14 protein-coding genes are annotated in these 12,488 nt (G+C 65.9%); 2 read left to right on the top strand and 12 right to left on the bottom strand.

Translation table 11 applies throughout. From position 1 onward, the window contains the following. Window positions 1-52 precede the first annotated feature (52 nt). The 3 genes from AB7F10_RS18565 to AB7F10_RS18555 all read right to left on the bottom strand — a co-directional run bounded on the left by AB7F10_RS18565 (window position 53) and on the right by AB7F10_RS18555 (window position 3,737). A complete protein-coding gene (locus AB7F10_RS18565; protein WP_428564661.1) occupies window positions 53-1,480 on the bottom strand; it encodes an NAD-dependent succinate-semialdehyde dehydrogenase in 1,428 nt (475 codons plus the stop codon). 119 nt (window positions 1,481-1,599) lie between these two features. Continuing rightward, complete coding sequence (locus AB7F10_RS18560; RefSeq protein ID WP_428564658.1) at window positions 1,600-2,400, bottom strand: enoyl-CoA hydratase; 801 nt, start codon at window positions 2,398-2,400, stop codon at window positions 1,600-1,602. Window positions 2,401-2,543: 143 nt separating this feature from the next. Then, the gene (locus AB7F10_RS18555) at window positions 2,544-3,737 is read right to left on the bottom strand and encodes a CaiB/BaiF CoA transferase family protein (protein WP_428564655.1); all 1,194 of its coding nucleotides are present in this window, start codon (window positions 3,735-3,737) and stop codon (window positions 2,544-2,546) included. 380 nt (window positions 3,738-4,117) lie between these two features. Here AB7F10_RS18555 and AB7F10_RS18550 point away from each other — a divergent pair, with 380 nt between their 5' ends. Both AB7F10_RS18550 and infA read left to right on the top strand, forming a co-directional pair. Then, window positions 4,118-5,692 (top strand): DEAD/DEAH box helicase, encoded by a 1,575-nt coding sequence (locus AB7F10_RS18550; protein ID WP_428564652.1) that lies wholly within the window; start codon window positions 4,118-4,120, stop codon window positions 5,690-5,692. Between the two features lie 22 nt (window positions 5,693-5,714). After that, window positions 5,715-5,990: a translation initiation factor IF-1 gene (gene infA, locus AB7F10_RS18545; protein ID WP_428564649.1), complete on the top strand. Its 276-nt coding sequence runs from the start codon at window positions 5,715-5,717 to the stop codon at window positions 5,988-5,990. A 72-nt stretch (window positions 5,991-6,062) separates the two neighbouring features. On the opposite strand, the gene ureG is transcribed toward infA, so the two are convergent. Genes ureG through urtE form a run of 9 tightly spaced genes read right to left on the bottom strand, consistent with a single transcriptional unit; the run spans window position 6,063 to window position 12,474 of the window. Continuing rightward, a complete protein-coding gene (gene ureG, locus AB7F10_RS18540; protein WP_428564646.1) occupies window positions 6,063-6,683 on the bottom strand; it encodes an urease accessory protein UreG in 621 nt (206 codons plus the stop codon). A gap of 12 nt (window positions 6,684-6,695) precedes the next feature. Next, window positions 6,696-7,475, bottom strand: a complete 780-nt coding sequence (locus AB7F10_RS18535; protein WP_428564797.1) for an urease accessory protein UreF — start codon at window positions 7,473-7,475, stop codon at window positions 6,696-6,698. Next, window positions 7,417-7,935, bottom strand: coding sequence for an urease accessory protein UreE (locus AB7F10_RS18530; RefSeq protein ID WP_428564643.1), 519 nt, complete (start codon window positions 7,933-7,935; stop codon window positions 7,417-7,419). Before AB7F10_RS18530 ends, AB7F10_RS18535 begins: the two co-directional genes overlap by 59 nt. Before the next feature lie 20 nt (window positions 7,936-7,955). After that, window positions 7,956-9,668: an urease subunit alpha gene (ureC, locus tag AB7F10_RS18525; protein ID WP_428564794.1), complete on the bottom strand. Its 1,713-nt coding sequence runs from the start codon at window positions 9,666-9,668 to the stop codon at window positions 7,956-7,958. Next, entirely contained in the window at window positions 9,665-9,970 is a 306-nt protein-coding gene (locus AB7F10_RS18520; RefSeq protein ID WP_428564640.1) for an urease subunit beta, read from the bottom strand. Before AB7F10_RS18520 ends, ureC begins: the two co-directional genes overlap by 4 nt. A gap of 7 nt (window positions 9,971-9,977) precedes the next feature. Beyond that, the gene (locus AB7F10_RS18515) at window positions 9,978-10,568 is read right to left on the bottom strand and encodes a HupE/UreJ family protein (RefSeq protein WP_428564637.1); all 591 of its coding nucleotides are present in this window, start codon (window positions 10,566-10,568) and stop codon (window positions 9,978-9,980) included. 8 nt (window positions 10,569-10,576) lie between these two features. Continuing rightward, complete coding sequence (locus tag AB7F10_RS18510; protein ID WP_428564634.1) at window positions 10,577-10,879, bottom strand: urease subunit gamma; 303 nt, start codon at window positions 10,877-10,879, stop codon at window positions 10,577-10,579. Window positions 10,880-10,889: 10 nt separating this feature from the next. Next, window positions 10,890-11,726 carry an urease accessory protein UreD gene (locus tag AB7F10_RS18505; protein ID WP_428564631.1) on the bottom strand — a complete coding sequence of 279 codons (837 nt, stop codon included), beginning with the start codon at window positions 11,724-11,726 and terminating at the stop codon, window positions 10,890-10,892. 52 nt (window positions 11,727-11,778) lie between these two features. After that, window positions 11,779-12,474 carry an urea ABC transporter ATP-binding subunit UrtE gene (gene urtE, locus AB7F10_RS18500; RefSeq protein WP_428564627.1) on the bottom strand — a complete coding sequence of 232 codons (696 nt, stop codon included), beginning with the start codon at window positions 12,472-12,474 and terminating at the stop codon, window positions 11,779-11,781. Window positions 12,475-12,488 lie beyond the last annotated feature (14 nt).

Below are 12,488 nucleotides of genomic sequence, written 5' to 3'. Positions count from 1 at the left end.
CCCGATGTCGGTGCGCGGGCGATGACAGCACAGTGTTATTTCGCGGCGATAATCACGCCTGCGAGATGAACTTCACGTTCATGTAAGCCTGCAGGCCCTCGATGCCGCCTTCGGAGCCGTAGCCGGACTCCTTGATGCCGCCGAACGGCGTTTCCGGCGTCGAGATCGCGACGCTGTTGACGCCGACCATGCCGGACTGGATCGCATCGCCGATCGCCTGCGCCTGCGCGCTCGAATTGGTGAAGGCGTAAGCCGCGAGGCCGAACTCGAGCGAATTGGCGCGCTCGACCACTTCGTCGAACGTCTTGAACGGCACCACCGGCGCGACCGGGCCGAACGGCTCCTGCGTCATCAGCTTCGAGTCGTCCGGCAGATCGCTGATCACCGTCGGCTGGAAGAAGAAGCCCTGATTGCCGTGGCGCGAGCCGCCGGCGGCGATCTTGCCGCCGCGATCCTTGGAATCCTGCACGATCGCTTCCATCGCATCGAGCCGGCGCGGATTGGCGAGCGGGCCCATCACGATGCCCTTCTCCATGCCGTCGCCGACCTTGATGCCCTTGGCGTATTCGGTGAAGCGGGTGAGGAATTTCTTGTAGGAGTTTTCCTGCACATAGAAGCGGGTCGGCGAGATGCAGACCTGACCGGCGTTGCGATACTTGAACGCCGAGATGATGTCGGCCGCTTTCTCCGGATCGGCGTCGTCGAACACCACGACCGGCGAATGGCCGCCGAGTTCCATGGTGGCTTTCTTCATGCCCTTGGCGGCGAGCACCGCGAGATGCTTGCCGACCGGGATCGAGCCGGTGAACGACACCTTCTTGACGATGTCGGACGCGATCAGATGCTCGGAGACTTCCGACGGCACGCCGAACACGAGGTTCAACACGCCTGTCGGCAGTCCGGCATCGGCAAAGCACTTCACGAGTTCGACGCAGCCGCCCGGGGTTTCCTCCGAGGCCTTGATGATGATCGCGCAACCGGCGGCGAGCGCGCCGGCGATCTTGCGAACCGGCGTCAGCGTCGGGAAATTCCACGGCGTGAAGGCAGCGACGACGCCGACCGGCTCCTGCACTACGATCTGGCGCACGCCCTTCTGGCGGCCCGGCACGATGCGGCCGTAAGCGCGGCGGCCTTCCTCGGCGTACCAGTCGATGATGTCGGCGGAGGTCATCACCTCGGCGCGCGACTCCGCGTAGATCTTGCCCTGCTCCTGCGTCTGCACTTTCGACACATGGTCATAGCGCTCGCGCAGCAGCGCGGCGGCCTTGCGCATGATGTTGCCGCGGTCATAGGCCGAGGTCGCGCGCCACGCCTTGAAGCCCTTGTCGGCGGCGGCGAGCGCGGCATCGAGATCGGCCTTGCTCGCGTGCGGCAATTGGGCGAGCACCTTGCCGGTCGCCGGATTGATCACGTCCTCGGTCTTGCGGCCTTCCGCGCCGAGCCACTGGCCGTCGATATAGAGCTTGAGATCGGTGTACATGAGCGTCCTCGCCACAACAGAATAACGTCGGAAGGGCGTAGCATTTCCGGCCGAGGCGGACCACTCCCTCCCCGATCACCTTTCGACGCGCGAAATAAAATGCAGGCGCGGATCAGGCCTCAGGAGCCGGTGAATTTCGGCTTGCGCTTCTCCATGAAGGCCTTGCGGCCTTCGGTGTAATCGCCGCTGGCAAAGCAGGCCTGCACCATCTCCTCGCATGTCTTGAGGTCGCGGTCTGCCGGGTCCTTCAGCGCCTGCGCGACGATGAACTTGATCGAGTCGACGGTGAGCGGCGCGTTGGCCGCGATGGTGTCGGCATAATCCTTCACATAGGACTCAAGCTCACCGTCCGGCACCACGCGGTTGACGAAGCCCATCATCTGCGCCTCCTGCGCGGTGAACTGCCGCGCGGTGAAGAACACTTCCTTGGCGTAGGACGGGCCGATCAGATCGACCAGCTTCTTCAGGCCATCGTAGCGATAACCGAGGCCAAGCTTGGCCGCCGGCACGCCGAACTTCGAACCCTCGGTGCAGATGCGCATGTCGCAGCACAGCGCGAGGCCGAAGCCGCCGCCGATGCAGTAGCCGCGGATCATCGCGATCAGCGGCTTGGGGAAATTGTAGAAGGCGTTGTTGGCGTGATCGACCGCCTCGTTGTAGCGGTCGATGCCCTCCTGGCTCGAACGCTCCTGCTCGAATTTCGAGATGTCGGCGCCCGACACGAAGGCCTTGCCGCCCGCGCCGGTGACGACGACGACGCGGATGGCCTTGTCGTTCTTGAATTCCTCGAGATAGCCGGACGCGGCCTCCCACATCTCCAGCGACACCGCGTTGTGGCGCTCCGGATTGTTGAAGGTCAGATAGCCGACGGCGCCCTCCTTGCGGGACAGCATCTTGTCGGTCTTCACGAACGCATTCATCGGTAGCTTCCCTTTTCCATTCACTCTGCTGTCATTCCGGGGCGCGAGCGCAAGCGAGCGAACCCGGAATCCAGACATCAACTCTTAAGTCCGCATCTGGATTCCGGGTCCGGCGCTCCGCGCCGTCCCGGAATGACGCCGACTTAAACCACCTTCGCTTCGTGCAGCGCGGCGATCTCGCCATCGCTGAAGCCGAATTCCTTGAGCACCTCGTCGGTGTGCTGACCGAGCTCCGGCGGCGTCGCGGCGATGGCGGTTTTCGTGCGCGACAGCGAGAACGGCTGGCCGACGAACACCTCCTCGCTGCCGTCCGGCCGCGTGCCGGATTGCGCCATGCGCAGATGCTTCACCTGTTCGTCGGCGAACACCTGGTCGATCGAATAGATCGGCCCGCAGGGCACGCCGACCTCGTTGAACAGGTCGATCCATTCGGCGCTGGTCTTCGTTTTGGTCCGCGCCTCGATGGCCGCGTTGAGCGGGTCGCGGTTCTTCGAGCGCAAGGCGCTCGTCTTGTAATCGGGACTGTCGAGCAGTTCCGGCGCGCCGATGGCGTTGCAGCAGCGCTCCCACATCACCTGCCCCGTCGAGGCGATGTTGATGTGGCCGTCCTTCGTTTTGAAAACGCCGGTCGGGATCGCGGTCGGGTGATTGTTGCCGGCCTGCTTGGGCACTTCCCGCGCCTGCAGCCAGCGCGCGGCCTGGAAGTCGAGCATGAAAATCTGCGCCTGCAAGAGCGAGGTCGAGACCCACTGGCCTTCGCCGGACACCTCGCGCTCCAAGAGCGCGGTCATGACGCCGAGCGCGCAGAACAGTCCGGCCGACAAATCCGCGACCGGAATGCCGACCCGCACCGGACCCTGCCCCGGCAAACCCGTGATCGACATCAGCCCGCCCATGCCCTGCGCGATCTGGTCGAAGCCCGGCCGGTCGCGATAGGGACCGTCCTGTCCGAAGCCGGAGATGCTGGCGAGCACGATCCGCTTGTTCACTGTCTTGAGTGACTCGTAATCGATGCCGAGACGGTCTTTCACGTCGGGCCTGAAGTTCTCGACCACGACATCGGCCTTCTCGACCATGCGCAGGAACGCCGCCTTGCCCTGCGGCGATTTCAGGTCGAGCGTGACGCTGCGCTTGTTGCGATGGAGGTTCTGGAAGTCCGGCCCCTGGCGCGGACCGCCCGGCCCCTCGCCCTTCTCCAGGTGCGCGGGCGTCTCGATCTTGATGACATTGGCGCCCCAGTCGGCGAGCTGGCGCACCGCGGTCGGCCCCGAGCGCACCCGCGTCAGGTCGAGGACGGTAAAGCGCGACAGCGCGGTGGAAGCGCGTGGAAAAGACATACGAATGGCTCCGGACGGCCCTGAACGGGGTGTTTGGGACGGCCTTTTGCGGCTTTCCATGAACATTCCCCGATTAGCCGGAGCTTGTCCATGAGGCCGGCCGCAGGCCTGAAGTTCGAGTTTATTCATCATTCAGCGGCCTTTTTCGCCGCCAATGCCTTGAAAACGTCACGCGCGGCTGTCATATCAGCGCCAACGGAACGGCCCGGGATTCGGGCTTCCGCGGGCAGCGTGCACGAAACTCACCAATCGATTTTCGCCCCGCCTCCGTTTTCCAACGATACGCCGACAACCCTGGCAACGCGGGATGTCTGACAACCCCGCGATTCCGCCGGGCGCAGATGCGCCCCGGCCGCTTCGCCTTATAAGAAAGAGACTGTTTGACTTCGTTTCACGATTTCGGCCTCGCAGAGCCGATCAACCGCGCCCTCGCGGATGAGAACTACGTCACCCCCACCCCCATTCAATCGCAGACTATCCCGCTCGTCCTTGAAGGACGCGACGTGGTCGGTATCGCCCAGACCGGCACCGGCAAGACCGCGGCTTTCGCGCTGCCGATTCTCAATCACCTGAACGCCAAGCGGTTCCGCCCCGAGCGCAAGACCTGCCGCGTGCTGGTGCTGTCCCCCACCCGCGAACTCTCCGGCCAGATCGCCGACAGCTTCGCGACCTACGGCAAGAACATCCGCCCGCTCGACATCGCGCTCGCCATCGGCGGCGTGCCGATCAAGCGCCAGATCCGCGCCTTGCAGAACGGTGTCGAAGTGTTCGTCGCAACGCCGGGCCGCCTGCTCGACCTCGCACAGCAGCGCGCCGTGCGCCTCGACAAGATCGAGGTGCTCGTACTCGACGAAGCCGACCGCATGCTCGACATGGGCTTCATCCGCGACATCCGCAAAATCGTCGCGATGCTGCCCAAGGACCGCCAGACGCTGTTCTTCTCGGCCACCATGCCGCAGGAGATCGCAAAGCTCGCCGGCGAAATGCTGCGCGATCCCGCGCGCGTCGCGGTGACGCCGCAGGCGACCACGGCGGAGCGTGTCAATCAGCGCGTCATCCATACCGACAAGGCCGGCAAGCAGTCGTTGCTCGCCGAGGTGCTGAACGCCGAGCCGTTCGACCGCGCCATCGTCTTCACCCGCACCAAGCACGGAGCCGACAAGGTGGTGCGTGGGCTCGCCAAGTCGGGCATCGACGCTCACGCCATCCACGGCAACAAGTCGCAGAACCACCGCGAGCGCACGCTCGCCGCGTTCCGTGACGGCAGCGTCCGCGTGCTGGTCGCGACCGACATCGCCGCCCGCGGCATCGACGTCGACGGCGTCAGCCATGTCATCAACTATGACCTGCCGAACGTGCCGGAGTCCTACGTTCACCGCATCGGCCGCACCGCGCGGGCCGGCGCCGAGGGCGCCGCAATCTCGTTCTGCGACCGCGAGGAGGCCGGGTTCCTGCGCGACATCGAGCGCACGATCCGCATGAAAATCCCGGCCACCGACCGCCGCCAGCCGGGCGGGCACCAGACGAGCCAGGCCGCCGCGCCGCAGAGCGAGCCGGCCCACGGCCATCGCAACGGCCACCGGGCTCATGGCCACGGCAATGGCCGCAACGGCGACGGCCGCCGCGGACAGGGTCAGGGTCACGGCAACGGCGAGGGTCACCGCGGCGGCAAGCACCGCCGCAACGACCGTCATGACCGCAATGGCCGGCCTAACGGCGAGCGTCACCAGCAGAACGCGCAAGGCCGGAATGCCGGAGGCAAGCCGGACCACGGTGGGCGTGAAGGCCAGCATCCTGTGAAATTTGCCGCGCCGCAGAACGGCGAGCGCGGCCGCCACGGCCACAGCGCGGCTGCCCCGCACAACGAGGCGCAGCCAAACGGCATCGAAACTGTTACATTCATGCAACGGCAGACGGGCCCGCGCCGCGGCGGCAGCCGTCGCGCGCCCGTATAATTGCTCTGACGGAGGAGCCTGGATGGCGAAAGAAGAACTGCTGGAATTCGATGGGACGGTCACCGAGGTTTTGCCGGACGGCAATTTCCGGGTGAAGCTCGACAACGAACACGAGGTGCTGGCCTACACCGCCGGCAAGATGCGCAAGTTCCGCATCCGCACCGGCGTCGGTGACCGCGTGATCGTGGAAATGTCTCCTTACGATCTCCAGCGCGGTCGCATCAGTTTCCGTCACAAGGGCGACGCGCCGCCGCCTCCCGGCGGCCAGCAGCGCAAGCCGAATTTCCGCCGACGCTAGATCCGCCAGCCGTGGAAACCCGAACCCCGCCGTCGCCGGCGGGGTTTTGCTTTTGGTGAGGACCGCAGCGGCTCAGTTGGCGGCGAGGCCGCCTTTCATCTCGATGAACCGGATGATGGTGTCGAGGCCCTGACGCTGGCGCAGGTTCGTCATGATGAACGGCCGCTCGCCGCGCATGCGTCGCGCATCCGTATCCATTTTTTCCAGCGACGCGCCGACATAGGGCGCGAGATCGATCTTGTTGATGACCAGGAGATCTGACCGGGTGATGCCCGGCCCGCCCTTGGACGGGATCTTGTCGCCGGCCGCGACGTCGATGACATAGATCGTGATGTCCGCCAGTTCCGGCGAAAACGTCGCAGCGAGGTTGTCGCCGCCCGACTCGATCAGGACAATATCGAGCGCCGGAAATTTTGCGCGCATGTCCGCGACCGCCGCCAGATTCATCGAGGCATCTTCGCGGATCGCGGTGTGCGGGCAGCCGCCGGTTTCAACGCCGACGATCCGGTCCGGCGTCAGCGAGCCGGCCCGCACCAGAAATTCGGCGTCCCATTTCGTGTAAATGTCGTTGGTGATCGCCGCGATGTCGTAGCTGTCGCGCATCGCCTTGCACAGGGCGTCCATCAGCGCGGTCTTGCCTGAGCCGACCGGACCGCCGATGCCGACACGCAGGGGACCATTGGGACTAGCCATCCTTCAACTCCATCAACTTCTGAAAAGCCGGGTGTATTGGGTTTCGTGACGCGCGCTGGCGATGTCGGCGCGGAAGGTCGCGCCGCCGAGACCGTCCAGCGTCGCCCCGATCGCGCGGCGCGCGGTGTCGGCGACGACCGGCTCGATCGCGGCCAGCGCGAATTGGCTGTCGGTGTGCCCGAGCGGAACCAGCCGCACGGCGGCGGACACCCAGTTCGCCGTGACGGCGGCCAGAAAGGCGTGCGCGGCCGCGACGACCGGAATGGCGTGACCGGCGCAGGCGACGCCGACCGCGACCGGGTAAGCCACCGGGCCGCTCCAGAGTTCCTTCAGTCTCGTCAAAGGCGTGCAGGGCCACGCCGCGCACGTCACCGCCATGAACGCATTGCCGAGCGTCGTGGTTTCGAGATGCCGCTCGCGCGTCGGAACCAGCGCCGCCGCAAGTTCGGCAACCTCGACCAGAGCCGCCTCGTCTGCGTTACTGGCGGCGCGATGCGCGGCGGCCATCAAAACGGCGTCGTTGAAGCCCGCGCCCTCCGCCAGCATCGCCGTCAGCCAGTCGAGCAAGGACGCCCGGTCGGCGATGTCGCCCATCTCCACCGCCCATTCGATGCCGCTCGAATAGGCGAAGCCGCCGACCGGATAGGCCGGCGACAGCCAGGTCGCGAGCCGGTACAGCGCGGCATGCGATATCGGCTCCAGCGGAGCCAATTCCTCGCGCGAGAGCCGCTCCTCACCGGCCATGACCGTGGCCGTGACTGTGGCTGTGCCCGTGATGATGATGGTGGTCATCGTGAGCATGATCGTGGCCGTGCGCGTGCGACGACCCCTCATAGGCGCCGCCTTCCGGGTCGAACGGTCCCTCGATCTCGATCACCCGAGCGCCGAGCTTCACGGCCATGTCGGCGATGACATGGTCGCGCCGGATCCGCAGATATTTCGGGAACAGTTGCGTCGGCAGATGCCGGTTGCCGAGATGCCAGGCCAGGCGGGCAAGATGCAGCGGATCGCTGCAGCGGATCTCCAGCAGCGGCTCGGGCGCGGCCAGCACCTCGACCAGCCGGCCGTCTTCCAGCACCAACGCATCGCCGTGGCGCAGAAACGCGGCTTCCGACAGGTCCAGCACGAACGACAGGCCCCGCGTTCCGGTCATCGCCATGCGGCGGCGGTGCCGGTCGTCATAACCGAGCACCACGCTGTCGACCGCGTCACCCGACCAGGACGACGCCCGCTTGACCTCAATCGCACGCATGGACTCCGGCTCCAGGCGTTTCAGAACAAAAAGTAGCGCTGCGCCATCGGCAGCACATCGGCAGGCGCGCAGGTCAGCAGCTCGCCGTCCGCGCGCACCTCGTAGGTTTCGGGATCGATCTCGATATCCGGCGTCGCGTCGTTGTGGATCATGCTCTTCTTGGAAATCTTGCCGCGCACGTTCTCGACCGCGACGAGTTTCTTCTCGACGCCGAGCCGGTCGGCGAGCTTGCCCTTGACGGCGGCTTTCGACACGAACACCAGCGACGACGCCGTGACCGCCTTGCCGAACGCGCCGAACATCGGGCGGTAATGCACCGGCTGCGGCGTCGGGATCGAGGCGTTCGGATCGCCCATCGGCGCCGCGACGATGGTGCCGCCCTTGATGATGCAATCGGGCTTCACGCCGAAGAACGCCGGCGACCACAGGACCAGATCGGCCAGCTTGCCCTTTTCGACCGAGCCGATGTGCTTCGACACGCCATGCGCGATAGACGGATTGATGGTGTATTTGGCGACGTAGCGCCTGGCGCGGAAATTATCGTTGTCGCCCTTCTCTTCTTTCAGACGGCCGCGCTGCTTTTTCATTTTGTCCGCCGTCTGCCAGGTCCGGATGATGACCTCGCCGATGCGCCCCATCGCCTGCGAATCCGACGACATCATCGACAGCGCGCCGATGTCGTGAAGAATGTCCTCGGCGGCGATCGTCTCCTTGCGGATGCGGCTTTCGGCGAATGCGAGATCTTCGGCAATCGACGGGTCGAGATGGTGGCACACCATCAGCATGTCGAGATGCTCGTCGAGCGTGTTGCGGGTGAACGGCCGCGTCGGGTTGGTCGAGGACGGCAGCACGTTCTTCAGGCCCGCGACCTTCATGATGTCCGGCGCGTGGCCGCCGCCGGCGCCTTCAGTGTGGAAGGCGTGGATGGTGCGGCCCTTGAAGGCCGCGATGGTGTCCTCGACGAAGCCCGACTCGTTGAGCGTGTCGGTGTGGATCATTACCTGAATGTCGTAGTCGTCGGCGACCGACAGGCAATTATCGATGGCCGCGGGCGTCGTGCCCCAGTCCTCATGCAGCTTGAGCGCGCAGGCGCCGGCCTTGATCATCTCCTCCAGCGCCGCCGGCCGCGACGCGTTGCCCTTGCCGGCGAAGCCGAGATTCATCGGGAAGGCGTCGGCCGCCTGGATCATCCGGCCGATGTGGAACGGCCCCGGCGTGCAGGTGGTGGCGAAGGTGCCGTGCGCCGGACCGGTGCCGCCGCCGAGCATCGTCGTGATGCCGGACATCAGGGCGTCGTCGATCTGCTGCGGGCAGATGAAATGGATGTGGCTGTCGAAGCCGCCCGCCGTGAGGATCTTGCCCTCGCCGGCGATCACCTCGGTGCCCGGTCCGACAATGATGGTGACGCCGGACTGGATATCGGGATTGCCCGCCTTGCCGATCGCGGCGATGCGGTCGCCGACCAGACCGACATCCGCCTTGACGATCCCCCAATGGTCGAGGATCAGCGCATTGGTGATGACGGTGTCGACCGCGCCTTGCTTGTTGGTGAGCTGCGACTGGCCCATGCCGTCGCGGATGACCTTGCCGCCGCCGAACTTCACCTCCTCGCCATAGGTGGTGAAGTCCTTTTCGACCTCGATGATGAGATCGGTGTCGGCGAGCCGCACCCGGTCGCCGGTGGTCGGGCCGAACATGTCGGCATAGACGCTGCGCTTGATCTTGGCCATCAGAGCTTCCCCATGATGTCCTGACGGAAGCCGTAGACGGTGCGCTTGCCGGCGAGCGCGACCAGCGTGACCTCGCGCGATTGCCCGGGCTCGAAACGCACGGCGGTGCCGGGCGCGATATCGAGCCGCATGCCACGCGCCTTCTTGTGGTCGAACTTCAGGGCCGGATTGGCCTCGAAGAAATGGTAATGCGAGCCGACCTGGATCGGCCGGTCGCCGGCGTTCGAGACGGTCAGCGTCACCGTCTTGCGGCCGGCATTCAGCTCGATCTCGCCATCCTTGATGAACATCTCGCCGGGGATCATCGCGGCCTCACACCAGCTCGAAGGCAAGCGCAACGCCGAGCAGCATGCAGCCCGCGCCGGCGAGTTGCACCAGCGGCCGCAGCCGCGCGCTCGATAGCGTGAGCGCAACGCCGAGGCCGACGGCATGCAGCGAGGCGGTCGCGAGCGCAAAGCCAGCCATGTATTCGATGCCGCCGACGGTCTCCGCGACCTCGCTGCCATGCGCGTGACCATGAAACACCGCGAACACACCGACGATCGCCGCTCCCAGCCAAACGGGCAAATCGGCCGCGAGCGCCACCAGCAAGCCGAGCACGACGACGGAGGCCAGAATGGCAGGCTCGACAAACGGCACCGGCACATGCGCCATGCCGAGCAACCCGCCGGCCAGCATGACGCCGACAAAGACGCAGGGCCACAGCCACAGCGCGCGCCCGCCCTTCAAGGCCGCCCAGAGGCCGACCGCGATCATCACCGCGATGTGGTCCAGCCCGCCATAGGGATGCCCGAAGCCCGCTATGAAGGACGCGGTCGAGCCGGCGCCGACGTGAGCCATCGCCGTGCCCGGCACAAAGAGTGTTGCAAGCGCGGCGGCAGTTAGCGAAATGCGATGTTTCATGATCGTCCTCAGCGGATCGGTTCGTGCACGGTCACCAGCTTGGTCCCGTCGGGGAACGTCGCTTCGACCTGAATGTCGTGGATCATCTCGGCGATGCCGCTCATGACCTGCGCGCGCGTCAGCACATGCGCGCCGGCTTCCATCAACTCGGCGACCGACCTGCCGTCGCGCGCGCCTTCCATGATGAAATCGGTAATGAGTGCGACGGCTTCGGGATGGTTGAGCTTGACGCCGCGTTCGAGCCTGCGGCGCGCGACCATCGCCGCCATCGCGACCAGCAGCTTGTCTTTTTCCCGAGGCGTGAGATTCATCGTCGTCCTGCTAGTTGAGCCAAAGCCGGGGCAGCGGGACATTCAGCGCCGTCAACACCGCGCAGATGTCCTGCCGCAAGGCGGCGCCGTCGGCCGCGCAGAACCGCGCGACGGCGATGCCGTCCCAGCACGATAGTCCGACCTCGCCGGACAGCGCGTCGAGCGCACGGACCGCCTCGACACGGGCGTCGTCGCCCGGCGCGATGAGGATGGTCGCCACCGCCAGCCGGCCGGCGGCGATCGCCGGAGCGGCGAGCTTGCGATGAATGTCGCCATCGAGCCGCATGTTTTCGGCAAAGATCAGCCGGCCGCCGCGCCTGACGCGCCAACGGTCGGCGAGCGAGCCCTGCGTTACCGTCTCCCCCATCGTGGCGCGGCCGAACACAACGGCTTCCGCCAGCACCAACGCGGCGTCCGGCGCGAGATCGACCTCGATGCGCCGCGCATAGCGCGCCTGGTCGAACAGAATGGTTTCCTGCGGCAGCCAGGCGAGATGCGCGCCAGCACCGACTTTCAATGCAACATTCACCGTCACGTCGCCTTGCAGCGAGCGATAGATTTTCTCGGCGGACGTCGTGCCGACGACCAGGCTGGCGTTGTCGCCGACGTCGATGTCGATGCCGAACCGGTCGCCGCCGGTCATGCCGCCCGCGGTGTTGAGAATGACCGCCTCGAGCGCCGCGGCATCGGCATTGGGAAAGCGCAGACGCAGAGAACCGGCCTCGTGCACGGCATCTCGCCTGCTGCGGCCATCCGAAGCGCGAACGGACAGCGCGACACGGCCGCTCGCCCGGTTGGCAGCGAACAGGGCCTGCGTCCGCTCATCCGAGATCAGCGTCTCACTCAAAACCCGATCCTCCCGGCTGCCGGATCTTATGTTCGCACGTCCGCCGCCGCGGTCAAATTGCCAGCGCGCGCTTGAGCGCGGCCTCGTCCATCTCGCCGCGGCTGCAGGCATAGACGACGGCGCCGCGGTCCATCACCACGAACCGGTCGCCTAGCTCTTTCGCAAAATCGAGATACTGCTCGACCAGCACGATCGCCATGTCGCCGAGGTCCCGCAGATAGGAAATGGCGCGGCCGATGTCCTTGATGATCGAAGGCTGGATGCCTTCGGTCGGCTCATCAAGCAGCAGCAGGCGCGGCCGCATCACCAGCGCCCGGCCGATGGCGAGTTGCTGCTGCTGGCCGCCCGAGAGATCGCCGCCGCGCCGCCCCAGCATCGTTTTCAGCACCGGGAACAGCGTAAAGACGTCCTCCGGCACCGTCCGGCTGACGCGCGGCAGCGGCGCAAAACCGGTCTTCAGATTTTCCTCGACCGTCAGCAGTGGAAAAATCTCGCGGCCCTGCGGCACGATGGCGACGCCGCCGCGCGCCCGCTCCGCCGTCGGCAGGCGGGTGATATCCCGGCCCTCGAACGCGATCGAACCTTCCGACACCGGATGCTGGCCGACCAGTGCCCGCAGCAGGCTGGTCTTGCCGACGCCGTTGCGCCCGAGCACGCAGGTGACCTTGCCCGGCTCGGCGGCGAGCGAAACGCCACGCAACGCCTGTGCGGCGCCGTAGCGAAGGCCGATATTGTTGACCTGCAGCATGACTATGCCTCCCG

Origin of the sequence: Pseudolabrys sp. (assembly GCF_050250095.1) — a bacterium.
Taxonomy (GTDB): domain Bacteria; phylum Pseudomonadota; class Alphaproteobacteria; order Rhizobiales; family Xanthobacteraceae; genus Pseudolabrys.
This window is presented reverse-complemented; position numbering and strand designations above follow the sequence as displayed.

Bases quoted from the DNA above. Each gene is read 5' to 3' on its own strand.
- AB7F10_RS18565 (WP_428564661.1), bottom strand. From the start codon at position 1,480: ATGTACACCGATCTCAAGCTCTATATCGACGGCCAGTGGCTCGGCGCG.
- AB7F10_RS18560 (WP_428564658.1), bottom strand. From the start codon at position 2,400: ATGAATGCGTTCGTGAAGACCGACAAGATGCTGTCCCGCAAGGAGGGC.
- AB7F10_RS18555 (WP_428564655.1), bottom strand. From the start codon at position 3,737: ATGTCTTTTCCACGCGCTTCCACCGCGCTGTCGCGCTTTACCGTCCTC.
- infA (WP_428564649.1), top strand. From the start codon at position 5,715: ATGGCGAAAGAAGAACTGCTGGAATTCGATGGGACGGTCACCGAGGTT.
- ureG (WP_428564646.1), bottom strand. From the start codon at position 6,683: ATGGCTAGTCCCAATGGTCCCCTGCGTGTCGGCATCGGCGGTCCGGTC.
- AB7F10_RS18535 (WP_428564797.1), bottom strand. From the start codon at position 7,475: ATGACCACCATCATCATCACGGGCACAGCCACAGTCACGGCCACGGTC.
- AB7F10_RS18530 (WP_428564643.1), bottom strand. From the start codon at position 7,935: ATGCGTGCGATTGAGGTCAAGCGGGCGTCGTCCTGGTCGGGTGACGCG.
- AB7F10_RS18520 (WP_428564640.1), bottom strand. From the start codon at position 9,970: ATGATCCCCGGCGAGATGTTCATCAAGGATGGCGAGATCGAGCTGAAT.
- AB7F10_RS18515 (WP_428564637.1), bottom strand. From the start codon at position 10,568: ATGAAACATCGCATTTCGCTAACTGCCGCCGCGCTTGCAACACTCTTT.
- AB7F10_RS18510 (WP_428564634.1), bottom strand. From the start codon at position 10,879: ATGAATCTCACGCCTCGGGAAAAAGACAAGCTGCTGGTCGCGATGGCG.
- urtE (WP_428564627.1), bottom strand. From the start codon at position 12,474: ATGCTGCAGGTCAACAATATCGGCCTTCGCTACGGCGCCGCACAGGCG.